This is a genomic window from Emticicia sp. GW821-FHT11C11, assembly GCF_058808615.1.
Genome location: NZ_JBXARV010000001.1, coordinates 893504 through 918766 on the forward strand (window position 1 = coordinate 893504; position 25263 = coordinate 918766).

Below are 25263 nucleotides of genomic sequence, written 5' to 3' on the forward strand. Positions count from 1 at the left end.
AAGCGTATGTATCAATTAAAAATCATATCCAAGCGAAAGGTACAACTTAGGTTTACCCACTTCGCTATCTTCAACTCCCCAGGCATAATCAGCTTTTACAAAGTAACCCAAAACGGTAGTTCTGACACCTACACCATAACCCACCAGAAAAGGATTTTTGAAATTTGTTACAGTAGCTTGGAACGGGTTATCACCACCTCCGATTACTTCTGTATTCAGGCTGTTCTGACGGTTAAACGGCCCTTTACTACCATACCACGCGGTACCAATATCGCTAAAGCCCACAAACTGCATGTTGCGAAGGAAATTGGAAGTAAACGAACCTTTAGAGAAATACTGAGCCAGAGGTAAACGAAGTTCTAGATTGGTTAATAAATGGCTGGTACCAAATAACTTGGCAAAATTAAAACCTCTTAAATTGCCTGCATAGTCGTAAAACAAAACATCTCTTAAGTCACGCGGAACACCGGTACCTTGTCCATTTGATCCTTCAATACTACGGTTGATAGAGTTTTCAACCCCACCTAAAAATGTAACCTTGGGGGCATTACCTAGCGAGCGGCTATATGATACTCTGGCTGCAAAGATAAAGGTGTTCAGCACTCTCTGATAATGACGTGCATCTATTACCATGCGACTGAAATTTTCAGTACTTGAAGTAAGGCTGTATGAGCGTTCCAAACGAAGTTTTGCCCTGGTGCCGGTTAATACTTTACTGAACAGAGGAGTGGTGTTATCAAATACAATTTCTCCTTTGTAGCCAAGATAATACGAACTGAGTGTCTTACGACCTAGATCAATTAAATCAACATCGGTAGTGGTTACCAGGAATGGCGAAATACCAACCCTGAGATTTCTCGAAATAGGGTAATTGGCATAAGCGGAGAATTTATTATAAAAGAGTCGTCTGTCGATGCTACCCACAGCGCTGGAAGGCGGATTAATATTCAGCGGACGGAACAGGTACATGGTCCGGTTGTCGAGCTCGCCAAATGAAACAGAACGGCGAAAAATACCTAAACCCCAGTCAACACGGTTGGCGTTATTGTTGTACTCCAGTTGTATGTCATGATTACGAAGTATCGGTGTAATGAAAAGCCCTAGTTTGATGTTGTGGTTTTCCAGTAAGTCATTAAGTACCAATGTGTTTTTCATACCCATTCGTCTTACCGGATCCATCAGAAAATCGGTCTTTACATCGTTGGCCACCATAATGTTTTCATAAGCAAAAGGCCCTTTGATTTTTAAGGTCTCCCGGAAACGACCGAGTTTCGGAGTCGACTTATCGTTGTTCTCAATCTTGCTTTTGCCGGTCTCTGTGGCCAACGACTTCATGATGTTTTCGGCATCAAATTCGTAGTTGTCGGTATCTACTTCACCTTTTTCCAGAACCAGTTTCTCTTTAGGCTTATTAAGATCTATTTTTGGAGATACAATCGATTTCGTGGCAGGTCCATCTACTTTTTCAGGGGCATTGGCATAGGCACCACTCATATAAAACTCTTTCCATTCTTTCATGAACCGGTTGTACGAGATACCCAGCGTGCTTGTAATACTCGATTCTTCAGTACGAATAATCCTAGTCAGATTCAGAATGTTTGAAATATTATCTTTACCGTATCTCATGGCTATGTAGTTCCAGATAGACTGGCCTATCAATTCGGCATCTTTTCCTTCCAGATGCGATATCTTCTTATCTTTATTTTTCAAGACGGCAACCCGCATGCGGTCAAGAGCGGCAGGGTCTTCACTGTTTTCTGAAATATAAGCGGCAATACCTGACATATACCATTCAGGTACCGTCAATAGCAGTGAGCTTTGTAATACTTCTTTCAACGAGCCGCCGTATAGCATGTCATAGACGAACAGGCGGGCTATTTGTCTGATCAATTCTTTTCTGAATGTTTCTTCGTTGCCGGTGTATGCAATCTGTACCCTCGATTTAGCCAGATTAAGAATGCTGCCGTCGAGGTCTATGGGAGCCGTAAGGCCGATGTTACTTTGTGCTAAATCTTTCGGAGAGTTATACAGAAAAATCTTCATGGTGGTAAACGGCGTATAGCCCAGCAACTCCGTAATCCGGTCGTATTCACTTTCGGAGAATTTAGCTGCATTCTGTGCTATTTTATCACCACCTCTGTAGTAGTTAAATTCAAAGTTATTGCTCGTAATTGTAACCCATTCGAATCTTTTTTGCTGAATCCGGTTTTTACCGAACTCTTCTTGTGTAGAGGCATAATAATTCTGAGCAAAAGCTATAGGCGTTCCTATGAAAATAAGAGCATTAATGATAAATAAACGAGCAACGTTTCGACGAAAAGTATAGATTTTTTTCATAGCGCTCTGTATATAGCCCGACCTTTCGTTCGGGGCTGAAACACTGATTCCTGATTTTTGGGTTTATGCTAAATCTTGTAACGAATATAACGAATAAAATCGCCGAATGTTAGATTCAGACATTAAATCTTTCTGGTTTTCCAAAAAAAATAACATTTCCTGAGCGAAATATGGAGCCAAAGATACACCTTTGGTTCCTAACCCGTTAAAAACACAGACGTTGGCATGTGCAGGATGGTTGCCTAAGAACGGGCGACGGTCTTTTGTAGTCGGACGGATACCCGCCTGCTGGCCGATAACTTGATAGGGGACTTTGAGAAATTTGTCAATTTTATGCAGTATGGTCTCCCGGCTTTCCCGAGTAGTCACCCAGTCTAACTGATTCCAGATATACGTAGCACCAAAACGATATTGCTGGTTGCCAATAGGGATAATCCATGAGCCCTGATTCACAATTTCTTTGATGGAATAGTCAGTCATGGTTGCAATAAGAGTTTCACCCTTGGCCGGATTAAACGGCAGCCATTTGAAATAGGGGTTTTGAGAAGCATAATAGCCTTCGCAGAAAATGATTTTCGGTGCGGTGAATAGGTGGTAAGTAACGCGTTCTTCTGAAATCTGCAAGGCAGCATAGTCGAATTTTTCTGTGCGGTAAGCATTTGACCCGATAAAAACTTTTTTCAGCGCATCCAACATTATTGGCACGTCTACCCAGCCTGCTGAAGAAGTATAAAGACCACCTAAGGGATTTTCTATTTCATTGTAAACACCGGGTTTTGCCAGACTGATATAATTATCTAAATCATATTCATCGGTCAACTGCAAAAAGTGCTTTCGCTGTTGTTCATTAGCGTAAGGGCGGAAAAGATTGGTTTCGTGATAAAAACTGGTATGCGTTTCTTTTTCGATCGAATGGTAAAAATCTCTGGAAAAAGGAAAAATGGTATCTGCCAGCCAGGTCTTATCAAGATTTTTACCGGTAACAGGGTTGAAGATGCCTCCGGCTACTGCGGATGACGATGGAATAGACTCATCATTCAGGACAATGACCCTTTTGCCGGCTTTCATAAGCTGATATGCCAGCAATGAACCCGCAATGCCTTGCCCCACTATGATATAATCAAACTCCTGCATTGGCTTTATAACGAATCATTCTTGATTTTTTTACTCAACGCTTCATCTGCCAGCAAACATACCACATCTATCTGTTCGTCGAGTGTCATGTACGAGGTATCCACTTCAATGGCATCATCGGCTTTTCTGAGCGGGCTTTCTTTACGTGTAGTATCAATAAAGTCACGTTTTCTGATGTTTTCGATGATATCCTCCAGGTCTACCAGATCGCCCCTTTCAGCCAACTCTATTTGTCGGCGGTTGGCTCTGATGAGGGGTTCGGCAGTCATAAAAATTTTTAACTCCGCATCCGGAAAAACAACGGTTCCTATATCCCGGCCATCCATTACAACTCCTTTTTTCCTGCCCATGCGGCGTTGTTGTGCTACCATGGCGTGTCTTACTGCTGCCACAGCGCTTACCTCACTTACCTGATTGGCAATGTATAACTTTCTGATTTCATCTTCCACATTCAGGCCATTCAGAAAAGTTTCGTTCCGGCCGTCGTTCAGATTCCTTCTGAACTCAATATGAATATTTTCAAGGGCTTTTTCTACTTCTTTGTCGTTGGTGAGCGTGATCAGGTGCTCATGAAAATAGAGCGTTACCGAACGGTACATGGCACCGGTATCAATATAAGTATAACCCAATTTTTTGGCTACTCTTTTAGCGGTGGTGCTTTTACCACAACTGGAATAGCCATCAACGGCAATTGTAATTTTTTGCATTCAATCAGAAAGTTTTTGCAAAGAAAAATCTATTTTGCGAGAGTAACAATCTGTTGAGACAGGATTTAGGGATTTTTCATTGGATTCCAGGTATTGTACAAAATCAATCAAGTATTCAGTTGTATGAGAACAGTAGGCATTTTTATATTTGACGACGTGGAGGTTCTGGATTTTACCGGGCCTTTCGAAATTTTTGGTGTTGCAGGCAAGCAAAATGGGGCAGAGGGCTATTTTGATGTTTTCACGGTGGCAGAAAAACCGAAAATTGCAGCAAGGAATAATTTAGTAGTGATACCTACTTATACTTTTGAAGATTGCCCAACGCCTGATATTCTGCTGATACCCGGTGGTGGTGGTTTCAAACCCGACGGTACTCCTTTTGGAACCAGACGGGAAATGAATAATGAAAGACTGCTGGACTGGGTAAAAGCCATGAATGAAAAAGTAGAACTGCTTTTATCGGTTTGTACGGGATCTTTGATTCTGGCTAAAGCCGGTTTATTAGAGGGCTTGTCTGCTACTACACACTTTAAAGCAGTTGAACAAATGCGCCTGGCGGCACCCAGTACAACGTTATATCCGGAAGAGCGGTGGGTTGATAACGGCCGGATTATTCTTTCTGCCGGGGTATCGGCGGGTATTGATATGGCGCTGTATGTAGTTTCAAAATTGCATGGAAAAGATGCGGCTGATGAGACGGCAAAGTATATTCAGTATGATTATTGGAGATAATATATTAATTCTATTAAAGACTAAAAGTCTTTAATTCTTGTTTGATATACTCATAAATCCCTTCAAAATCTTCGGCATTGAACCACTGAAAATTGTCCTGATTCTTGAACCAGGTCATTTGTCTTTTGGCATATCGTCTCGAATTGCGTTTCAGCAACTCTACCATTGTTGCGTAATCACAATTCCCATCCAGATACTCAAATACTTCTTTGTAACCTACCGTTTGCAAGGCATTATGATTCCTGAATGCCGCTAAATTTTTCACTTCATCCACGAGCCCATTCGCCAGCATTATATCCATTCGTCTGTTAATTCTATCATAGAGTTCCTCTCTGGGCCGTTCGATACCGATTTTAATAAATTGGAAGTTTCGTTGAATCTTGTTTTTTTTATGGAACTCGGAAAAGGGCATACCCGTGCTTAAGCAGACTTCCAGAGCCCTGATCACCCGTTGCGAATTCTGCAAATCTGCAGTAGCACAGTATTCGGGGTCTAGTTTTTGTAATTCTTCAACCAGGGTTTCAAGGCCTTCAGTTTCCAATCGGCTCATTAATTTTTCTCGCAATTCCAAAGGCGCTTCAGGCATATCGTCGAGCCCATCAGTAATGGCTTTTACAAACAGACCGGAGCCACCTGTCATGATAGCCACATCTTTTCGCCTGAAAATGTCTGCTTCCAATAATTGGATGGTATCTCTTTCAAAATCACCGACACTATAATAGTCAGAAATACTGTGTGAATTGATGAAATGATGCGTAATTCCATCCATTTCTTCAGCAGTAGGTTTTGCCGTCCCGATACTTAATTCCTGATAAAACTGTCTTGAATCGGCTGAAATGATTTCCGTATCCAGCAGGTGTGCCAGTTTAACAGATAAGTCGGTTTTACCTACCGCAGTAGGGCCAACAAGAAGGATTAAATATTTGCCGGGTGTAATTGCCAAGTGAATGTAAAGTACGGTTTGACTATAAAATTAAATGAAATAACAATCGATGGAGGCATAATCACTCAATCGCTCATTCACTCAAGCACTAAATTATTTAAATGCAGGAATACCCGTGATGGCATTACCAAGTATAAGCAAGTGGATGTCGTGCGTACCCTCGTAAGTCACTACCGATTCGAGGTTCATCTGGTGGCGCATAATGGAATATTCGCCCGTTATACCCATTGCACCGTGTATCTGGCGGGCCTCACGTGCAATGTCCAGTGCAATGGCTACATTGTTACGCTTGGCCAGAGATATCTGTGCAGTAGTTGCTTTACCCTGATTTTTCAGGTTCCCCAAACGCCAGCATATGAGTTGTGCTTTGGTTATTTCGGTAAGCATTTCAGCCAGTTTCTTTTGAATCAGCTGAAATGAAGCAATGGGTTTATCGAACTGGATTCTTTCCAGAGCGTATCTTCTGGCCGATTCGTAGCAGTCCATTGCTGCGCCTAAAGCGCCCCATGCAATGCCGTATCGGGCATTGTCGAGACAAGCCATCGGCGCTTTCAAGCCATCGGCTTCCGGTAAAATATTAGCCTTGGGTACTCTTACATTGTCAAATACCAGTTCACCTGTAATACTTGCCCGCAACGACCACTTACCATGTATTTCAGGTGTGCTGAAACCCTCCATACCACGTTCCACAATCAGGCCTTTCACACGCCCCTGCTCGTTCTTGGCCCACACCACCGCCACATCTGCTTTCGGGGCGTTCGAAATCCACATTTTAGTGCCGTTCAGTATCACATGGTCGCCGTCTTCTACAAAATGGGTTGTCATGCCACTCGGATTTGAGCCAAAATCAGGTTCCGTCAATCCGAAACAACCCAGAAACTCCCCACTGCCTAATTTGGGAAGGTACTTACGCTTTTGCTCTTCACTACCGAATTTAAAGATGGGGAACATGACCAGAGAACCTTGTACCGAAGCAGTTGAACGCATGCCTGAGTCGCTACGTTCAATTTCCTGCATCATAAGGCCATAAGAAATATAGTCAAGCCCCTGCCCGCCATATTCCGGCGGAATAGTAGGGCCGAAGATGCCTAGTTCTCCAAATTTTTTAACCAGATGTTCGGGAAAAACGCATCGCTGAGCGGCGTCTTCAATGATAGGAGATATTTCACGCTTCACAAAATCGCGCACTGCCGAACGAATCATCAGTTGTTCTTCGGTCAGTAAGTCGTCAATTCCGTAAAAATCAGGCGATTCAAACTCGTCTTTCTTATTGGAACGATGAAAAGTTTGTTCTGAAGCGATCATATTTTAGCTATAAGTTGAGGCTTCAAATGTAAGCAAACTATATTTCAAGCACAATCTGATTCCTCAGAATATCCTCCATCGTTTCACGCTGACGAATCAACTGCGCATGGCCATTATAAATCAATACTTCTGCCGGGCGGAAACGTGAGTTATAGTTAGAGGCCATCGAGAAACCATAGGCGCCTGCATTTTTGATAACCAGTATGTCACCTTCATTTACTTTCGGAATCGTGCGGTCTTTGCCCAGGGTATCTGTTTCGCAGATGTATCCCACAACATCATAGGTTTCTTTTTCTTCACCTCCGAGGTTTGACCCATTGATTATTTCGTGATAAGCATCATACATCATCGGGCGGATAAGGTGGTTAAGGCCGGAGTCTACCCCCACGAAATTACGTCCCGGATTATGTTTAACTACGTTGGCACGTGCCAGCAGGTATCCGCACTCACTTACCAGAAATTTGCCCGGCTCAAACCATAGCTGTACTTCTCTGCCATATTTTTGGCAGAAATCGTTGAATACTTTTACTACGCTTTTACCGAGTTTTTCCATGTCGGTCACGTGGTCATCTTCTTTATAGGCTACTTTAAAACCTGAACCTAAGTCGAGAAACTCAAGATCAGGGAAATAGTTGAACGCCAGATCGAAGAGTTTTTCGGCTGCATCAATAATCACATTGGCGTTTTTGAAATCAGAACCTGTATGCTGGTGCAAACCAACCACCCGGAGGTTATACTTCTGTACTATTTCGTAGATTTCAGATGCCTGTTCAATAGAGATACCGAACTTCGAATCCTTGTGTCCGGTTGATATTTTCAAGGTGCCTCCCTCCATAATATGAGGATTGATACGCAGACAGATAGGCAGTGAGCCGCCGTAGGTTTGTCCGAATTTTTCCAGCAAAGGCAATGAGTCAAGGTTCATTCTTAAACCTAAAGTAACGGCCTCCTGCACTTCTGTAAAAGCCACACCACTTGGAGTGTATTGTATCTGATGCGGTTCATAACCAGCCAGAATTGCCAGGTGAGCTTCCTGCATGGATACCACGTCTATATCCACCCCGTTTTTTCGCATCAACTTCATGATGTTAATATTGGTAAGGGCCTTGCAGGCATATTTTATTTTGAGGTTGGCGCCTGCAAATGCTGTGCGCATTTTACCGATTTGTTCCTCAATTTTATTGCCGTCATAGACATAAAGCGGTGTTCCAAACTGATTGGCTAAAGACTCAACTGTGTAATTCTGAATTGAAAACATGGTTTTTCTGTTTAAAACAGATATTTAAATGGTTATGAATAACTCGTGTAGGGCAGTATTATTATAAAGAAACACAGAGGATACTACCGCTCTGTGTTTCTTCAATATTCAGTATTTTGAATGTATTTTTAGAAAGGTAAGTCGTCCTGACCTTCTTCTGCCGACACTAAAAACTCAGGTGCGGCTGATTTACCTGCTGCCGGAGCTGACGGAGTAGCGGCTGCATAGTAAGGCGTTTCGGCTGAAGTCTCCTCCACTTTCCAGGCGCGTACATCTGTATACCAACGTCCGTTGAATTCGCGGCTTTCCAGGTCAAATGATACAGTTACCTCTTTGCCTGCAACCAAAAGACTTTCGCTGACTTTATCGCCCCATGCCGAAATACATATTCTTTTAGGGTATTGCCCTTCGGTTTCAATTACGAAATCCTGTTTTTTCCAAACACCATTTTTCCCTTGTCCTGTTTGTAAAGGCAACAACTGTACGATTTTACCTGTAATTTCCATGCGTTTAAAATTATTTCGTGCTTAAGAGTGCAAAGATACAAAGCAATGATCAATAAATAAAACGGCACCGGCCAAATTGTAGCGCCGTCTAGAAGATGACAGTCAGCACAGATTTATTGGAAGCCGCAAAACAACCCAGACCGTTTTTTACATTGGTTGGTATGGGTACCGGCTCTACAAACGGATTGCCGTCCTGTCTGTTATTGATTCGCACAGCCCGGTGATAATTGTAATAATTCTTGTCGGTATTCAGTACTATCAATCTGATAGTGCTCTTTTTCCCTAAGAACTTCGTAAAGTAGTGCTGGTTGTTTTCATAAATGGCTTCTGCACCCAGGGTAATAATTCCGTTAGGAGTGGAAAGAACCTTTCCGTCGCGATTGGCATCGCTCTGGTATTGTTCCTGACGGTTTTCTTCATCCCAATAGCCGGTGTATTTCAATACCCCGGTTATAGTCTGTTGATTCCGGTTATCATGAGAGGGGGTTAGCAGCATTTGGGCATTAACCTCGGCTTTCATGGTATAAAAGTTTGCCTGGCCGGGGATATCGTCCCAGTCGAAATTAATACGGTAGGTGAGGCGCTGGGGTTCCAGATTCCTGTTGGTTAATGTATCAATTTTATAACTACTAATTACAGCGGTTTCTTTAGGGATAGTGCAGGAGGCTTCTACTTTTCCCATAGATGCTTCTGCCGTGAGTGTGTAAGTTTCTCCGGTCTCAATCGGAAACACTCGCGCATCCAGTCTATAAATAGCCTCGGTCGTATTGTAAGGAATCTCGACAGACTGGCCTTTTGAGTTTGATAATACCACTCTGGCATTGCTGACAGAAGAGCCTGTATAATAAATGGTATCCTGCCCCACAACAGTATAGCCTAAACCATTGTTGCGATGAACACCCAATAACGGATTTGATAGCGTCAGTTTTACCAGAATGACTGTATCTTGCGGAGATAGATAGGAGTGAAGCACTATTTTTTCTGTCACCTTCGGTAATTTACTTTCTGGAACAGTGGTAATCATACTTTCACAGGAAAACAGACTTCCGGTCAATAGTATCAATAATAGTTGAATCAGGTATTTCATAATATCAGTTAAAATTTGAAGTTGTAGGAAAAAGCAGGTACTATCGGGAACAATGAGTATTTCTTTAGTACGGTTTTTTCTTCGGTTGTACTTCCATTGGTGCTGGTTTCAGTGCTTACGTCATAGTAAAACGGATTCCTGCGGTTGTAAGCATTATATAAACTAAACTCCCAGGTACGTTCGTGGTGTTTGAGTTTTTTATGAAACTGTATACCAAAATCAAGCCGGTGATAAGCTTCTGCCCTGAAAGAGTTTTTCTCACCATATTCGTTTACGCCCTGATTGCTCCACTGTATCCGGTCAATGACAGTCTGGCCGCGTCTTGTATTATTGAAACGGTCAATGTAGGCATCATAAGTAGCAACAGGCAGAGTGAGTGCATTGCCAGTGCCATATACCCATGTGCCTGACAAGGTAATACGCGGACTCAACTCATAAATACCAACCACAGAAATATCGTGCCGGCGGTCATATCTGGGGTAAAATTTCTTTCCTGCGTTAAGTTCAGCAAATTGCCATTGGGTCCATGAAAGGGTGTAGCCTACCCAACCCGAAAAACGACCTGTTTTGCGTTGTAGTAAAAACTCTCCCCCATATGACCACCCGTTTCCCGCTGTAACATTGTTTTCCCAGTTTACTTCCTGTGCGCCAAGGCCGTCCAGATTCAAAAATGTAGAGCCTTCTTTATAAGCCAGTATGTTATGCATGTATTTATAATATCCTTCAACGGTAAGGGTGAGGTTATGAGAAGGCAGGTCTTGCGCAAGACCTGCCGCTACCTGTCTTGAATTTTGCGGTGCAACATTTTTTGTAGTAGGTACCCAGAGATCGGTAGGCAGGCCGATGCCGGTGTTTGAAAGTAAATGCACAAACTGATTCATTTCGGCATAAGAAACTTTGGCCGAAAGATTTTCTGCCAGTTTCAATGCTGCAGAGAAACGCGGCTCGGGCCGAACGTAGTTCTTTTGCCGGGCAATAAACCAGCTCAATCTTAGACCCATGTTCATTTTCAATTTGTCGGTAACTTTCCAGGTATCTTCGCCATAAATGCCTGATTCCACTACGTCGATAGGGTGCGCTTCACGCTCAAGGTTGGTCTGGCTGCTTTTTAAAACAATGGCCGACGGAATAAAACGATGGCGGGTGAGGGCTATGCCCATCCGAACCGAATGCAGATGATCAGGGAAATAATCAAAGTCACTTTTCAAGCCGATGTCATTAATACGCGAGCTGTAATCGAGTACAAAATTATCGTTGCTTTGTTGAGTATTCTGATAAAGACTACCAATACCAAACCGATAACTACTAAGAATGAATGAGGTATTGGAGAATAGCTTCTCATTAAATAGATGGTTCCAGCGGGCGGTGGTTGTAATGTTACCCCAATTCAGATTAGATTCGTTGTTGTCTGCTTCACTTTTCGAATTGGCATAAAATTTATCTCTGCCGAAATACCCGCTGATATAAACCTTATCTCTACGCCCGAAATCGTAATTCAGTTTAGCGTTGAGATCATAAAAATAATAGCCACCATCATCCTGAGAATCTCCGCCCGATTGTGCTTTGATAAACGGTCGGGCGACTACATCGAGGTAAGTCCGCCGGCCGGAAATCAGAAAGGACGACTTGCCTTTTTTAATGGGGCCTTCCAGGGTTAGCCTCGACGATATCAGGCCTATTCCTCCTTCACCATGCAGTTTTTCTTTGTTGCCTTCTTTCATGTTCAGGTCAATCACTGACGACAACCGCCCACCATACCGGGCGGGGAACCCCCCTTTCGTAAGTTCTACACTTTTCAGAGCATCGCCATTGAAAGTGGAAAAGAAACCAAAAAGGTGGCTGGCATTATAGACGATGGCATCATCAAGAATAATCAGGTTCTGGTCTGCACCACCACCTCTGACATAGATTCCAGATTGCCCCTCAGAGCCTTTCTGCACACCAGGCATGAGTTGCAGTACTTTTAAAACGTCTTTTTCTCCCAGAAAAGCCGGTATTTTCTTTACCTGTTGAATAGGCAAATCTATCCGGCTCATCTGAGGGGTCTCGCTCACTTTTTCTTCCTGTCTTTTGGCCGATACCACAATTTCCTGCAGCTGATTGGCCGGGTCTAATTCAATATTCAGTTCCAGATTTTTTTGCAGACTGATTCTTTTTTCTATCCTTTGATAACCCACCAGTGAAAATATCAATGTAAGGCTGTCGTTTGCATTTAAGGTCAGCGAATAAAAGCCATAGGTATTAGATGCCGTGGCAATAGATGTATTAGGAAGGTATACATTCACTCCTATCAGTTGTTCCTGGCTCCCTTTTTCGCGTATGTATCCACTTATGGTATGTTTGGTCTGAGCAAAGACAAGCGTTGAAACAAATAAGAGTAAGAAAGTAATTTTTAAATTCATATCGAGATAGGTTCTTAGGCATTAGCCTTGCAGATTAACGCATTTCGGGCAGAAATATTGGGTGAAATGCGGCTTTTGAGTGAGTGTGCCTGTATTGATAATAGAATCCGGTTTACACAATTACCGGTAGTTTATTACCAAGCGTTTCAACTTGTAAAGGACTATGTCCTTTAACTTCCCCGTCAATAACCAGCAACATAGGGTCGGCATCTATACTGAATTTTCTGGCTTTGCGATAAATGACTAAAGGTGAATGAATATGTTTGCCTGAGAAAATCAAGGGAAACAGGCGCAGTAAATGATAAAAGGGTACATGTCTGATTACCAGTATGTCCAGTAACCCATCATCCAGTACAGCCAGCGGAGCAATCTTCATGGCTTTGCCTGTGTGTTGGGTATTACAGGCCAGTATAAAACTGAATTGACCGGTGAATGTTTCGTCGTCTACAATTACGGTGGCCTTAAATGAGGGGTTATTGAAAATATGTACAATAGCTCCCAGCGTATAACGCAAACTCCCTAGCCAACGCAGTTTCTCGGCTGTTTTATTAATGTATGATACCAGCCCCCAACCGATTATATTGAAACCATAGCTCATTTGTTCCCCGGCTGGTGCTTTCGGAAAAGTTGCCTTGAAGATATCAATGTGTTTACTATTGTTTTGGAAGAATTTTTCCAGCGAACTCTCCCAATCCAGATTCTGCAGGTCATGATTCAATGCCTTGCCTCCACCGCAGGGAAACAATAAAAGTGGGGGAACAGATGGTTTTTCGGCGATCGCATTGCATATTTCGTGCATGGTGCCATCGCCGCCAAATACTACTATTTTTTCATAGGGCGCCAGGTCTTCATTTTGCAGAAAATCAAAAATATGACCCGGGTACTGACTTATAATGGTGTTAAATTCATAGCCGTCCAGTCTTTTTTTTAGGTAATTGCTGGCAGCCAGACTTTTACCCGAACCCGAAAACGGATTGATGAGCAAAAGAAGCCTTTTGGACATTTTACAGAAGTTTAATACAGGGTTTGTTTTGAATAGGTTAAATTTGTATTGATTCATGTTCTAATCAATACTTAATATTATGATAAAAAAATTACATCTGCTACTATTCATAGCCTTGATTAGTATCTCTACGCTTTCTGCACAGATACAGTCTGGTCCAATGCTTGGGTATTCTGAAATGAGAGAGGTATTGCTTTGGGTACAAACCAAAAAGGAGGCTTCGGTAAAATTTGTATATTGGGACAAAGAAAGACCTGCAATAAAATTCGCAACTGAGGAAGTAAAAACCAGTAAAACCGATGCTTATGTTGCCAGATTGATTGCTGATGAAGTGCTGCCCGGTAAAAAGTATGCCTATGAAGTTTGGTTAGATAAAAAGAAAGCATCGGTCAATTATCCGCTTGAATTTCAGACTCAGGCACTTTGGCAATGGCGCACCGATCCGCCAGCTTTTAAATTTGCAGTTGGCAGCTGCGCTTATATTAACGAAACAGATTTTGACCGTCCCGGTACACCGTATGGCTCAGAATATGAAATTTTCACAAGCATATATAAATCAAAGCCTGATTTTATGCTATGGAGCGGCGATAATATTTACCTGAGAGAACCCGATTGGAATACTAAAACGGGAATTCTTAGACGCTATACACATACACGCTCATTGCCGGAAATGCAGCCGATGTTAGGGAGTATTCATAACTACGCTATCTGGGACGACCACGATTTTGGCCCGAATGATGCCGATAGAGGCTTTGTCAGTAAGAAACAGACGCTTGATGCCTTCAAGCTGTTCTGGGGGAATCTGAACTATACTTTTAAAGATGAAGGTGTTACAGGGTCATTTCAATGGGCAGACTCTCAGTTCTTTTTGATGGACGACCGCTGGTGGAGAACTCCGAATGACCGAATAACCGGTAATAGGGAGTATTTCGGCCAAAAGCAAATTCAGTGGTTGGTTGATGCCCTTAAGTTTTCAAATGCTCCTTTTAAGTTTGTGATAGTAGGTGGGCAGGTAGGCAACCCCGCCAGGATATTTGAGAATTTCGCTAATTATGAAGAAGAACGCAATCAGTTATTTGATCTTATCACAAAAGAGAAAATCCCGGGAGTAATTTTTATCAGTGGCGATCGCCATTGGACGGCTCTTACTAAAATAGATCGCCCCGGTGCTTATCCGCTATACGACCTCACGGTGTCTGCGCTTACATCCGGGCCATCGAAACCGGTGAAGGAAGAGGCAGGCAGCCCTTATGTAGAGGGTACGACTGTCACCAAGCATAACTATGGTTTGCTAGAAATCTCAGGTAAACGCACCGACCGTGTGTTGAAAATCAATATACTTGATAAAGACGGCAAGGAACTTTGGACAAGAGAAATAAAAGCCAGTGAGTTGAAATAAGATAGCCCGCAAGGGTTCTTTATAAAAGGCTGTGTGAATATAAATCGCACAGCCTTTTTTTGTTTAAAAAGGGTTATAAATAGGCTTAGTTTTTTTTGAATCTTTATTATGCTAATTTTATTGCGTAGAAAGATGTTGTGAATAAAGAAAAATCCTGACAAAAGATGAGTATGGCCGGTTCGAATAAAGAACTTCTAATAGAGAAATTACAGGAAATAGACCATAAGGAAGCCTCTTTATGGTTTTTCGTACTTTTAAAAGAGTTAATAGAAGTAACCAATCTGGGTATTGATGACCCCCGCATCTCCTTTTCAGTCAGAAAGGATAAAGCTATATCGGCCAATATCAATAATTATGTAGCGCTTGATTTCAAACGCAAAAAGGGTTTGTGGTATGACTTCATTTTCTGTAAACGCCACGAGGCTTTGTTTGCAAAATATGAAGCCATAGAATTGTCAGCGCTGAATAATCCTGATTATCTCTATGCGCATATACCTTTCGAGCAAAAGTACATTATTGAAGATATCAAGATAAGAAGCGCCTGGCATGAGTGCCTGGAAGAACTGAAAGCAATGGCATTGTCAAGTGCCCGTAAGGAAAGACATAATCCTTATATTTATGAAATAGCAGAAAATGAAAACCTGAGAAATGAACTTCTCTGGGAAATCGATACTTCGGAACCTGTATATAATGCCACAGATAACGAACCCGCGGAAGTAAATGAGGGTGAAGCAAGTTATGGATCTAAATTAGATATACCACTCAATGTAATTTTATATGGCCCACCGGGAACAGGAAAAACATTTGAGGCAAGGCATATTTCCGGAGATGTAGCCGTTCAGTTTATTGCTTTTCATCAATCTTACAGCTATGAAGAGTTCATAGAAGGGCTCAGACCCATTGCCAGAGGTGGGCAGGTTCATTATGAAGTGGTAAAAGGAATATTCTATAAGGCTTGTGTGGAGGCTCTGAAAAAAGCAGGCTACTCAGGTTTTGCGGATTGTCTCAATGATACCCGGGAAAACCGTGCAAAGAGGTTTGAAAATGCCGAAAGCCATGTGCTGATTATAGATGAGTTGAACCGGGCCAATATCTCCAAAGTATTCGGTGAGTTGATTACACTGATAGAAGAAGATAAGCGATTGGGTGCAACCAACGAGCTTTCTCTCGTGCTTCCATATTCGCAGGAGCGTTTCGGTGTACCGGGCAATTTGCACATTGTAGGCACCATGAACACTGCTGACCGATCCATTGCGCTTTTGGATTTAGCTTTACGACGCAGATTTGAGTTCAGAGAACTGATGCCTAAACCTTTTTTACTGAAAACAGTAGATGACATCGACTTAGAAAAACTACTCATTAAAATAAACCGGCGCATCGAGTATTTGCTGGACCGCAATCATACCATTGGGCATGCTTATTTTCTTGAGATAAAATCGGTCGAAGATCTGTATCGGATATTTTTCAACAAAGTCATACCTCTGTTGCAGGAGTACTTTTATAACGATTGGGAAAAGATACGTTTAATATTAGGACCTGAAATTATACTGAGAGAAACCATTAGAACGAAGGATATATTTGGCACCAACCTCGATAATTTTGATGATGAAACATATCGCTATCTAATTAATCCGGAACTGAGCACTGATATTCTGAAACGGATATATAGCTAAGAGCGTAGTCTTTTGAGTTAATGTCCGATAACGCTTAAATCCCAGCTTTTTTGATTGTCATATTTCAGGTTGCCGTTTTCTACAGTAAGGGGGCTATCAACATTGTTATGATATAATGCACCGGTACCTAGGCCTTGAGGTAAAATGTTTTTATATTCTGCAGTAAATTGGGCAATTGCATTCAGGCCGATGTTCGATTCCAGGGCAGAGGTAATCCACCAGCCAATCTGTAGTCGGGTGGCAATTTCAATCCATTCCCGGCAGTGTTGCAGTCCACCTAGCAACGTAGGTTTCAGAATAATATACTGTGGTTTTACTTTCTTGAGTAACTGCATTTTGTGCACATATTCACTGATGCCAATCAGCTCTTCATCTAATGCAATCGGAACAGGACTTTTTTCACTTAAAACAGCCATCAAATCAGATTGTCCTGCCTTGATAGGTTGCTCAATGCTATGCAGTTGGTAATGGCTCAATCGCTTCAGTTTTTCTTCTGCTTCTGTAGGGGCAAAAGCTCCATTGGCATCTACACGCAGACTTATCTGGTCGGCAGAGAATTTCTCTCTGATTGAGGCCAGAATACTCAGCTCGTCTTCGAAGTTAATGGCACCTATTTTGAGTTTCAGCGTATCAAATCCACTTTTAAGCTTTTCTTCTACCTGTTGCTCCATAAATTCTTTACTGCCCATCCAGATCAGGCCATTGATAGGTATTGCTTTTGCACCATCTGAAAAATCATTTTCAAAAATAATTCTTCGACCTCCGTTCATAAAATCAAGCAGAGCTGTTTCAAAACCAAACTTGACAGACGGGTATGCATTGTCAATCAGTTGAGAAAGAATAATGTTGAGATTCCAGGGGAAAACTTCCAGATCGAGGCTATCGAAAGTAACGCAGGTATTATGAATTACTTCTTCCAAATGGGGTACATGGTCAATACTCAGGCCATGCAAGGGCGCAATTTCTCCTAAACCAAAAACCGCAGGATTTTCAGAATCAAAGATTTTTAAGAAGTATGTTTCTTTTTCTGTATAAACACCGCGCGAAGTTCCAGCTTCAAACTTGAATTTCAATAAGTGTTTAGACCATTTAGCTTTCAGCCCCATTGAAAAATGCTTAATTTTGGCAAAAGTACTGAAAGTTTTATTTTTTACTCTACAGATTACCTGTTTTGTGCGGCATTCTTGTTAAGCGGTATTAAAAAACGGGTTTCTTGTAAAAACTGTGCATGAGACCTTCCATCTTACAAATATTGCTTTCCCCTTTCAGCGTTATACTGGCTTGTATAGTTGGTATAAGAAACTGGTTGTATGATAAGCACCTGTTGAAAAGCACACGACCTGACGTATTTACAATTAACGTAGGGAATCTGAATCTGGGAGGCACAGGTAAAACACCTCATGTTGAATATCTGGTTAATCTGCTTGCCGACAAATACAAGCTGAGTATTTTAAGCAGAGGCTACAAACGCGAAACGAGCGGTTTTGTCAGTGCTGATGATACAGCTACTGCAAAAACAATCGGCGATGAGCCTATGCAGTACTTTCAGAAATTCAAAAATAGAATACATGTAGTGGTTTGTGAAGACAGGGTAAGTGGCGTTAATCAACTGCAATCTCAATGGCCTGATAACAAACTGATCATTTTAGATGATGCCTTTCAGCACCGCAAAATTGCACCTCATCTGAATCTGCTGTTGTGTGACTATAACAATCCCTTTTATCGGGATTATATAGTGCCGTCCGGTCTGTTGCGTGATGTACGCCACAGCGCACGAAGAGCCAATGCCGTTATTGTTACCAAATGCCCCGAAGATATTGCTGAATCGGGAAAGGAAAATTTAATAAATGGCATAGCTGAGTATACAAGACCCGATACCCCTGTGTTTTTCTCCCGCATTCAATACAATGCTGTTACACCTTATGCAACTAGTGAAGGTTTTAATAGCAAGAATCCGGTTACGGTAGTGACGGCTATTGCTAAGCCGGAAGTATTCATTCAATATTTTACCGATCAGGGCATTAGTGTTAGAAATACCTATGAATACCCGGACCATTTTGCCTTTTCAAGAAAAGAAATAGCAAACTTCTTTGATAGTAATGACTCTTCTCTCCAGATTGTTACAACCGAAAAAGATATGGTAAAACTCAAGCCCTTGCTAAGTGAGCAAGAGCTTGAAAGATTCTTTTATCTACCGATTGAAGTAGTTATATCTGGTACTAATGATTTTAACGACTTCATTCTGACAAAGGTGTCAGAATTTATTTCAATTCATTGATTATCTCTGCCGGATTAATCCCGAAATAATTACTCTACGGTATTTATGCATGCTAAATGCTAATCTATCTGCGTTAATTAACTCTTGCAGCATGATAAGCTGTATATTTGTGTTATGTTTCAGTCTTATTCAGTTAAATACTCCGATTTTATCAAAGCCAAAGCCAGAGAACTGGGCTTTGATTTTTGTGGTATATCTAAAGCTGAATTTCTGGAGGAAGAAGCTCCACGTCTGGAAGCATGGCTCAATAAGAATTATCATGGCAAAATGGCTTACATGGCCAATCATTTCGATAAAAGACTTGACCCCCGCAAGCTGGTCGACGGTGCCAGGTCTGTTATTACTCTCATTCTGAACTATTATCCGGAGCAAGCCTTATCAAACGAACCTGATGCCTTTAAGCTGTCGAAATATGCTTATGGAAAAGACTATCATTTTGTAATGAAAGATAAGCTGAAAGATTTGGTAGAGGCAATTTCAGAAGAAATAGGAGAGGTAAACGGACGGGTTTTTGTGGATTCAGCACCCGTAATGGATAAAGCCTGGGCAAAGAAAAGCGGAGTAGGGTGGGTAGGGAAACATACGAATCTGATTAACCGTGAAATAGGGAGTTTCTTCTTTATAGGCGAGATTATCTGTGACCTGGAACTCGAACCCGACGGCCCTATAAAAGACTACTGTGGCACATGTACCCGCTGTGTGGATGCGTGTCCTACCGATGCCATTGTGGAACCATACGTGGTAGATGGAAGCAAGTGCATCAGTTATTTTACAATTGAACTAAAAGAGGCTATTCCTGCCGAAGTAAAGAATAAGTTTGAAAACTGGATTTTCGGTTGTGATATCTGTCAGGATGTGTGCCCCTGGAACTCCTTTGCCCGTCCGCATAAAACACCTGAGTTTGAGCTGAATCCGCAGTTAAAAGAATTCACAAAAAAAGACTGGGAAGAAATAACCGAAGAATTGTTTCAGGAGATTTTCCGTCGGTCGGCTGTAAAAAGAACCAAGCTGGAAGGTTTAAAAAGAAATATTACTTTTCTTAAAGACTCATAACGGCCAATTGCAGTTATCTCAATTTTAAATCCCTTATATCTATAATATTTTTGCAGAAAGTATATTCCTGTGGTTGATTTGAGCAGATAATCAACAGGCGGTTAGCTGTATGCTTTTCAACCTGGTTCAGATACCATTCAGTGGCTTGGGCGTCCAGATTTGAAGTGGGTTCGTCGAGCATGACAACGGGGCAGTCTGAATAAAACGCCAGACCCAGTTTCAGCCTTTGCTTCATACCCGAGGAGAAATTTTTTATGGGTTTGTTTTTATGAACTGCCAGTTCTATCAGCTCTAGTAACTGAATAGGAGAGATGTGATCTTTCAGGGGCTTGAATTTCTGGTGAAATTCGATCAGTTCAAGCAGGGTGAATTCTTCTACCAGCTCAAGATAGGGCGCAGCAATGGTGATTTTTCTGAATACATCCTCCATGCCGATAATCGTACCGTTTTCAGAATATGAAATCTGCCCTTCAGATTGAGGCAAAGCACCTGCTATTACTTGTAAAAGTGTGGATTTTCCGCTACCATTCGGCCCTACAAAAGTATAACTTTCATTGGTTGAAAAAGACAAATTGGTGTGACGGAAAATCCATTCGTTTCTGTATTTCTTACCTATGTTAGTGAGCTCAATTTTCACTATCCAAAGATTTTTTTAATGGGCTTTTGATGATTCCTCTTTCAGAATTAGAAATAAAGTTTAGGATTTCGTCACGCTCAGGCGTAGCCGGAAACTCTAGTTCTACCTGTGTAACGGCATCATTGTTATTCAATCCTTTCAGATAGATATAACGATAAATATCTTGTATCTCTGCTATTTTTTCGTCAGTATGGCCTCTGCGTCTAAGTCCTACCGAGTTAATACCTGCATACGAAAGAGGTTCACGCGCTGCTTTAATATAAGGAGGCACATCTTTTCTTATCTGCGAACAACCACCTATATAGGTATGCTTACCAATTTTAACAAATTGTTGCACGGCAGACATACCGCCGATGTTGGCGAAGTCTCCTATAGTAATATGGCCGGCTAACTGCACACAGTTGGCAAGAATCACGTTGTTACCTACTATACAGTCATGGGCTATGTGTGTATAGGCCATAATCAGGCAGTTAGAGCCGATTTCTGTACGGTATTTATCAACGGTACCCCGGTTTACGGTTACACATTCCCTGATTGTGGTGTTGTCACCGATGATAGTCACCGTTTGTTCGCCTTTAAATTTTAGGTCCTGAGGTACTGCCGAAATAACGGCTCCCGGAAAAATACGGCAGTTTTTGCCGATTCGTGCACCTTCCATAATAATTGCATGAGAGCCAATCCAAGTACCTTCTCCGATTTCTACATCTTTATTGATTACAGCAAATGGTTCTATAACTACATTATGTGCAATTTTTGCGTCTGGGTGTATGAATGCTAATGGTTGATTCATAATTGTTTGATTATTGCTTTTGAATGGTGTGCTTCATAAGGACGATATCAGCCTTGTTTCTTCCTTATTTAGCTTTTTTTACTAGTCTGGCTGTCATGTTTACATCGCAAACAAGTGTTTTGCCAACCCACGCTTCTCCGTGCATTTTAGCTACTCCCAATTTCATTGGATTAATCAGAGAGCATCTGATGATAAGCGTGTCGCCAGGCAACACATTTCTATAGAACCGACAGTTATCTATACTAACCAGATATGGCCAGTAAGCTTCGGGATTACCTGTAGAAGTAAGCACCAACACACCACCAGTTTGTGCAATGGCCTCAATCTGAAGCACACCCGGCATTACAGGGTTTTCGGGGAAGTGACCTGTAAATTGCGGTTCGTTCATGGTTACGTTTTTGATACCCACTACGGTTTGTCCGTCTAAATAAACAATCTTATCTACCAATGCAAACGGATAACGATGCGGCAATAGTTTCGCTATATCATTTACATTAAACACAGGTGGCGTGTTAGGGTCATATTGCGGAGCGCTTTTGGCAGAGTCAAGCATTTGCTTTTTGATTTTCTTTGCCAGTTCAACGTTCGGTGTATGTCCCGGGCGTGCAGCCAGTATATGAGTTTTTAACGGGCGGCCTACTAATGCCAGGTCTCCCATTACATCTAATAATTTGTGTCTTGCCGGTTCGTTTTGGAAACGCAACGGGGTATCATTCAGAACACCGGTTTTACCTACCTGAATTTTTGGTTTATTAAGCAACTTAGATAAATTCTCAACCTCATCCTCCGACACTTCTTTATCTACAATAACAACGGCGTTGCCGATATCACCACCTTTAATAAGCCCAGCTTTAAAAAGGGCTTCCAGTTCATGCAGAAACACAAAAGTGCGGCAAGGGGCAATTTCGTTCTTGAAAAGCTCTATATCATGCAATTGCGCGTGCTGGCTGTGCAGAATAGAAGAATTATAGTCGACCATAGCAGTAATGCGATAGTCGTTTAAAGGTAAAGCTGCCAGTTCAATGTTGCGTTCGTCGTTGCGGTAGTGAATGGCCTCTGTTACTTCATAATAATTACGCAAAGAAGGTTGTTCTTCAACACCGGCTTCTTCCAGTAACTCAACAAACTGAATGGCACTTCCATCCAGAATAGGAATCTCGGGGCCATCTAGCTGAATCAAAACGTTGTCAATCTGCAAGCCTACCAAAGCCGCCAGAACGTGTTCTGTTGTATGTACGCGCACACCATCTTTTTCAAGTACGGTACCTCTTGAGGTATCTACCACGTAGTCTACATCGGCATCAATTACAGGTTTATTGTCTAAATCAATTCTCTGGAACTTATAACCGTGGTTAATAGGAGCAGGTTGAATAGTAAGCGTTACATTTTCACCTGTATGCAAACCTACGCCTGAAATTGAAACTTTCTTTTTAACGGTTTGTTGTTTTACGTTCATTGGCAAATATCATATTTTTCGGTGTCAGCTATGTTATACCTCTGTGAAGGCTCCCTCATTGATGAGTTCTTCAAGACGTTTCTCTAATTCCCTTACTTGCTTTTCCAATTGAGGAAGTTTTCTGAAAATAACTGATGACCTCATATATTCATTGATATCAAAGGCATAGGTGCCCGTGATGGAAGTATTTTCTTTCTTAATGCTTTTATTGACTCCGGCCTGTGCGCCAATCTTGGTGCCGTTGGCAATGCTTATGTGGCCTACGAATCCGACCTGTCCGGCAATTACACAGTTTTCACCAATGATTGTTGAGCCCGCCACACCTGTTTGCGCGGCAATCACAGTATTTTTACCAATGTCAACATTGTGGGCTATCTGCACCAGGTTATCAATTTTAACTCCTTGTCTGATAATGGTAGAGCCCATTGTGGCACGATCAATAGTTGCATTGGCGCCGATACTTACGTTATCTTCAATGAGCACATTGCCAAGTTGAGGAATGGTACGATAGGTGCCGTCATCTTGTGGAGCAAATCCAAAGCCGTCACTACCAATTACTGCTCCTGCATGTATGATGCAATTGCTGCCGATAACAGAGTTGTCATATATTTTTACTCCTGCATAAATAAGCGTATTGTCACCAATGGTTACATTGTCTCCTATGTATGCCTGTGGGTAAATCTTTACGTTTTTACCTATTCTGCTATTATTACTGATGTAAGAAAAAGCACCTTGATAAACGCCTTCTCCAACCTGTGTTCCTGCACCAACAAAAGACGGTTGTTCAATGCCATTCTTAGAAAAATTCAAAATCTTTTGATATTCTTCGAGCAATTGGGTAAACGCTGTATAGGCGTTATCTACCAGAATCAGAGTTGAAGAAATACTTTTTTTAGGCTCAAACTCACGGCTAACAATTACGGCTGAAGCCTTTGTAGTATAAATAAAAGGCTCATATTTTTGATTGGCAAGAAATGAAATATCACCTGCTTTTCCTTCTTCTATTTTTGCTAAATTGCTGATGGTCAAGGTTTCATTACCTTTAATTTCACCGTTTATCAGATGTGCTATTTGCTTTACCGTAAATTGCATAGAATACTTCAGCGAGTTTAAACTTTGCGTAAGTTGAGAAATATGACACTTTAATTTATCAAGTATCGACAAAATTATTTTTGTCGAAAATATTCTTGAAATAATTCAAAAATGCACCACAACATGGCAAAATCATTGCAAATATACATTTTTGCCCCAACATACATAGTATTTTTTAACGATGTTGCTCAGCGCCTTGATGGTTGGTAAATCTGAGGCATCGGCAATGTCAACAACATCTTTGTTTTTCTTGCAGATGTAGATTGTTTCATTACCATGAACATAGCCTTTGTTGCTTACATCGCCTTCAGTAATAAAATAATGTAATTGATTTTGGGGAATGCCTTTGTCAATGAGTGCTTGTTTTAATGTACTAATGAGTGCTTCGTCAATCGGGTTATTTGATATGATTATCTTGAACAGGTTTCTGTTCAATAAGTCTCTGCAAATGGTTGATAAAGTCCTGTCTGAATGAAACTGCCAGTTTTTTATACAGGCCCAGATATCATAATCGTCTAATTGTGTAAACGATTGTAAATAGCTATCATTGCTTTTGAACTGTTCTAAACTCACATTTTCTTTTAAAAAAATCAGAAATACCGGATTCGCAAACAGCTCTTCTCCGCTACTGATTAGTTCGCGCGCCCGTCTGATAATCGAAATCAACATGTTTTCGGCACAAATGGCGGTCTTGTGTAAATATACCTGCCAATACATAAGCCGGCGTGCGTTCAGAAAATTTTCAACACTCAGTACGCCTTTTTCTTCTACTACCAGTTGGTTGTCTTTCACATTAAGCATTTTAATGATTCTATCTACACCAATGGTTCCTTCTGCCACCCCTGTAAAAAAACTGTCACGATTCAGGTAATCCATGCGATCCATATCCAACTGGCTTGAAATCAGCTGATGGAAAAAATCCCGCCCGTAATTACCCTTAAACATCTCAATGGCGAGTGAAAGTTTCCCGTTAAACTGCTGATTGAGTTTTTCCATCAGTAATGATGAAATATGCTCGTGGTGCACATCATGCAGAAAGCAATACTCTAATGCATGCGAAAATGGCCCATGGCCTATATCATGCAATAAAATGGCTATCTGAGCAGCTTCAAATTCTTCTTCGGTAATATTGTGTCCTTTCGATTGCAGTACCTGTAGTGCTTCGTGCATCAGGTGCATAGCACCCATAGCATGATGAAAACGAGTATGCAAAGCCCCTGGATATACCAGGTCGGCCATGCCCAATTGTTTAATGCGACGTAAACGCTGAAAAAAAGGATGTTCAATCAGGTCATAAATCAGGTCCGAATAAATAGTTACAAATCCATAAACCGGGTCATTGAATATCTTTCTTTTGTTGGTTGTCATCGAAACTTAAGGTATTGGCTTTATATACTGGCTACTTTGCTGTAAAGGTATGAATGAAAGTTTATTGTTTTCCATTCGAACAACATAAACAAGACGTATTTGG

General features: G+C 41.5%; 21 protein-coding genes. 5 read left to right on the forward strand and 16 right to left on the reverse strand.

Annotated elements, in window-relative coordinates:
- Window positions 1-15: 15 nt before the first annotated feature.
- The 3 genes from AC1RRY_RS03780 to cmk all read right to left on the reverse strand — a co-directional run bounded on the left by AC1RRY_RS03780 (window position 16) and on the right by cmk (window position 4178).
- On the reverse strand, window positions 16-2337 hold the full coding sequence (locus tag AC1RRY_RS03780) for a hypothetical protein (RefSeq protein ID WP_492817951.1): 2322 nt from the start codon (window positions 2335-2337) through the stop codon (window positions 16-18).
- A gap of 63 nt (window positions 2338-2400) precedes the next feature.
- Window positions 2401-3471 (reverse strand): NAD(P)/FAD-dependent oxidoreductase, encoded by a 1071-nt coding sequence (locus AC1RRY_RS03785; RefSeq protein WP_492817950.1) that lies wholly within the window; start codon window positions 3469-3471, stop codon window positions 2401-2403.
- A 5-nt stretch (window positions 3472-3476) separates the two neighbouring features.
- Window positions 3477-4178, reverse strand: coding sequence for a (d)CMP kinase (gene cmk, locus AC1RRY_RS03790; RefSeq protein WP_492817949.1), 702 nt, complete (start codon window positions 4176-4178; stop codon window positions 3477-3479).
- A 123-nt stretch (window positions 4179-4301) separates the two neighbouring features.
- Between cmk and AC1RRY_RS03795 the strand changes: the two genes are divergently transcribed.
- Window positions 4302-4910: a DJ-1/PfpI family protein gene (locus AC1RRY_RS03795; protein ID WP_492817948.1), complete on the forward strand. Its 609-nt coding sequence runs from the start codon at window positions 4302-4304 to the stop codon at window positions 4908-4910.
- A 13-nt stretch (window positions 4911-4923) separates the two neighbouring features.
- On the opposite strand, the gene miaA is transcribed toward AC1RRY_RS03795, so the two are convergent.
- From miaA to AC1RRY_RS03830, 7 genes are all read right to left on the reverse strand, one after another.
- The gene (gene miaA / locus AC1RRY_RS03800; protein ID WP_492817947.1) at window positions 4924-5853 is read right to left on the reverse strand and encodes a tRNA (adenosine(37)-N6)-dimethylallyltransferase MiaA; all 930 of its coding nucleotides are present in this window, start codon (window positions 5851-5853) and stop codon (window positions 4924-4926) included.
- A 93-nt stretch (window positions 5854-5946) separates the two neighbouring features.
- On the reverse strand, window positions 5947-7158 hold the full coding sequence (locus AC1RRY_RS03805) for an acyl-CoA dehydrogenase family protein (protein ID WP_492817946.1): 1212 nt from the start codon (window positions 7156-7158) through the stop codon (window positions 5947-5949).
- Between the two features lie 37 nt (window positions 7159-7195).
- Window positions 7196-8416 carry a diaminopimelate decarboxylase gene (gene lysA, locus AC1RRY_RS03810; RefSeq protein WP_492817945.1) on the reverse strand — a complete coding sequence of 407 codons (1221 nt, stop codon included), beginning with the start codon at window positions 8414-8416 and terminating at the stop codon, window positions 7196-7198.
- 128 nt (window positions 8417-8544) lie between these two features.
- A complete protein-coding gene (locus AC1RRY_RS03815) occupies window positions 8545-8922 on the reverse strand; it encodes a DUF3127 domain-containing protein (RefSeq protein ID WP_492817944.1) in 378 nt (125 codons plus the stop codon).
- A gap of 88 nt (window positions 8923-9010) precedes the next feature.
- Window positions 9011-10009: a DUF4249 domain-containing protein gene (locus tag AC1RRY_RS03820; protein ID WP_492817943.1), complete on the reverse strand. Its 999-nt coding sequence runs from the start codon at window positions 10007-10009 to the stop codon at window positions 9011-9013.
- A gap of 8 nt (window positions 10010-10017) precedes the next feature.
- Window positions 10018-12411, reverse strand: a complete 2394-nt coding sequence (locus AC1RRY_RS03825; RefSeq protein ID WP_492817942.1) for a TonB-dependent receptor — start codon at window positions 12409-12411, stop codon at window positions 10018-10020.
- 112 nt (window positions 12412-12523) lie between these two features.
- A complete protein-coding gene (locus AC1RRY_RS03830; protein WP_492817941.1) occupies window positions 12524-13414 on the reverse strand; it encodes a diacylglycerol/lipid kinase family protein in 891 nt (296 codons plus the stop codon).
- A 79-nt stretch (window positions 13415-13493) separates the two neighbouring features.
- On the opposite strand from AC1RRY_RS03830, the gene AC1RRY_RS03835 reads away from it, so the two are divergent.
- Both AC1RRY_RS03835 and AC1RRY_RS03840 read left to right on the forward strand, forming a co-directional pair.
- Window positions 13494-14813 carry an alkaline phosphatase D family protein gene (locus AC1RRY_RS03835; protein WP_492817940.1) on the forward strand — a complete coding sequence of 440 codons (1320 nt, stop codon included), beginning with the start codon at window positions 13494-13496 and terminating at the stop codon, window positions 14811-14813.
- Window positions 14814-14983: 170 nt separating this feature from the next.
- Window positions 14984-16486 (forward strand): McrB family protein, encoded by a 1503-nt coding sequence (locus tag AC1RRY_RS03840; RefSeq protein ID WP_492817939.1) that lies wholly within the window; start codon window positions 14984-14986, stop codon window positions 16484-16486.
- A 17-nt stretch (window positions 16487-16503) separates the two neighbouring features.
- Here the strand turns inward: AC1RRY_RS03840 and AC1RRY_RS03845 are convergent, their stop codons facing one another.
- On the reverse strand, window positions 16504-17592 hold the full coding sequence (locus AC1RRY_RS03845; RefSeq protein WP_492817938.1) for an o-succinylbenzoate synthase: 1089 nt from the start codon (window positions 17590-17592) through the stop codon (window positions 16504-16506).
- Between the two features lie 122 nt (window positions 17593-17714).
- On the opposite strand from AC1RRY_RS03845, the gene lpxK reads away from it, so the two are divergent.
- The gene (gene lpxK / locus AC1RRY_RS03850) at window positions 17715-18764 is read left to right on the forward strand and encodes a tetraacyldisaccharide 4'-kinase (RefSeq protein WP_492817937.1); all 1050 of its coding nucleotides are present in this window, start codon (window positions 17715-17717) and stop codon (window positions 18762-18764) included.
- Between the two features lie 114 nt (window positions 18765-18878).
- On the forward strand, window positions 18879-19817 hold the full coding sequence (queG, locus tag AC1RRY_RS03855) for a tRNA epoxyqueuosine(34) reductase QueG (RefSeq protein ID WP_492817936.1): 939 nt from the start codon (window positions 18879-18881) through the stop codon (window positions 19815-19817).
- A gap of 13 nt (window positions 19818-19830) precedes the next feature.
- Here queG and AC1RRY_RS03860 read toward each other — a convergent pair whose 3' ends face one another.
- The 5 genes from AC1RRY_RS03860 to AC1RRY_RS03880 form a co-directional block, all read right to left on the reverse strand.
- Entirely contained in the window at window positions 19831-20454 is a 624-nt protein-coding gene (locus AC1RRY_RS03860; protein ID WP_492817935.1) for an ABC transporter ATP-binding protein, read from the reverse strand.
- Entirely contained in the window at window positions 20444-21244 is an 801-nt protein-coding gene (gene lpxA, locus AC1RRY_RS03865) for an acyl-ACP--UDP-N-acetylglucosamine O-acyltransferase (protein WP_492817934.1), read from the reverse strand. Before lpxA ends, AC1RRY_RS03860 begins: the two co-directional genes overlap by 11 nt.
- A gap of 64 nt (window positions 21245-21308) precedes the next feature.
- On the reverse strand, window positions 21309-22700 hold the full coding sequence (locus AC1RRY_RS03870) for a bifunctional UDP-3-O-[3-hydroxymyristoyl] N-acetylglucosamine deacetylase/3-hydroxyacyl-ACP dehydratase (protein WP_492817933.1): 1392 nt from the start codon (window positions 22698-22700) through the stop codon (window positions 21309-21311).
- A gap of 33 nt (window positions 22701-22733) precedes the next feature.
- Window positions 22734-23792, reverse strand: a complete 1059-nt coding sequence (lpxD, locus tag AC1RRY_RS03875) for a UDP-3-O-(3-hydroxymyristoyl)glucosamine N-acyltransferase (RefSeq protein ID WP_492817932.1) — start codon at window positions 23790-23792, stop codon at window positions 22734-22736.
- Window positions 23793-23924: 132 nt separating this feature from the next.
- Window positions 23925-25160 carry an HD domain-containing protein gene (locus tag AC1RRY_RS03880; RefSeq protein ID WP_492817931.1) on the reverse strand — a complete coding sequence of 412 codons (1236 nt, stop codon included), beginning with the start codon at window positions 25158-25160 and terminating at the stop codon, window positions 23925-23927.
- Between the last annotated feature and the right edge of the window lie 103 nt (window positions 25161-25263).

Bases quoted from the DNA above. Each gene is read 5' to 3' on its own strand.
- cmk (WP_492817949.1), bottom strand. From the start codon at position 4,178: ATGCAAAAAATTACAATTGCCGTTGATGGCTATTCCAGTTGTGGTAAA.
- AC1RRY_RS03840 (WP_492817939.1), top strand. From the start codon at position 14,984: ATGGCCGGTTCGAATAAAGAACTTCTAATAGAGAAATTACAGGAAATA.
- AC1RRY_RS03835 (WP_492817940.1), top strand. From the start codon at position 13,494: ATGATAAAAAAATTACATCTGCTACTATTCATAGCCTTGATTAGTATC.
- lpxA (WP_492817934.1), bottom strand. From the start codon at position 21,244: ATGAATCAACCATTAGCATTCATACACCCAGACGCAAAAATTGCACAT.
- AC1RRY_RS03815 (WP_492817944.1), bottom strand. From the start codon at position 8,922: ATGGAAATTACAGGTAAAATCGTACAGTTGTTGCCTTTACAAACAGGA.
- AC1RRY_RS03805 (WP_492817946.1), bottom strand. From the start codon at position 7,158: ATGATCGCTTCAGAACAAACTTTTCATCGTTCCAATAAGAAAGACGAG.
- AC1RRY_RS03825 (WP_492817942.1), bottom strand. From the start codon at position 12,411: ATGAATTTAAAAATTACTTTCTTACTCTTATTTGTTTCAACGCTTGTC.
- AC1RRY_RS03795 (WP_492817948.1), top strand. From the start codon at position 4,302: ATGAGAACAGTAGGCATTTTTATATTTGACGACGTGGAGGTTCTGGAT.
- AC1RRY_RS03880 (WP_492817931.1), bottom strand. From the start codon at position 25,160: ATGACAACCAACAAAAGAAAGATATTCAATGACCCGGTTTATGGATTT.
- lpxK (WP_492817937.1), top strand. From the start codon at position 17,715: ATGAGACCTTCCATCTTACAAATATTGCTTTCCCCTTTCAGCGTTATA.
- AC1RRY_RS03830 (WP_492817941.1), bottom strand. From the start codon at position 13,414: ATGTCCAAAAGGCTTCTTTTGCTCATCAATCCGTTTTCGGGTTCGGGT.
- AC1RRY_RS03845 (WP_492817938.1), bottom strand. From the start codon at position 17,592: ATGGGGCTGAAAGCTAAATGGTCTAAACACTTATTGAAATTCAAGTTT.
- AC1RRY_RS03785 (WP_492817950.1), bottom strand. From the start codon at position 3,471: ATGCAGGAGTTTGATTATATCATAGTGGGGCAAGGCATTGCGGGTTCA.
- lpxD (WP_492817932.1), bottom strand. From the start codon at position 23,792: ATGCAATTTACGGTAAAGCAAATAGCACATCTGATAAACGGTGAAATT.
- lysA (WP_492817945.1), bottom strand. From the start codon at position 8,416: ATGTTTTCAATTCAGAATTACACAGTTGAGTCTTTAGCCAATCAGTTT.
- AC1RRY_RS03870 (WP_492817933.1), bottom strand. From the start codon at position 22,700: ATGAACGTAAAACAACAAACCGTTAAAAAGAAAGTTTCAATTTCAGGC.
- queG (WP_492817936.1), top strand. From the start codon at position 18,879: ATGTTTCAGTCTTATTCAGTTAAATACTCCGATTTTATCAAAGCCAAA.
- AC1RRY_RS03820 (WP_492817943.1), bottom strand. From the start codon at position 10,009: ATGAAATACCTGATTCAACTATTATTGATACTATTGACCGGAAGTCTG.
- AC1RRY_RS03780 (WP_492817951.1), bottom strand. From the start codon at position 2,337: ATGAAAAAAATCTATACTTTTCGTCGAAACGTTGCTCGTTTATTTATC.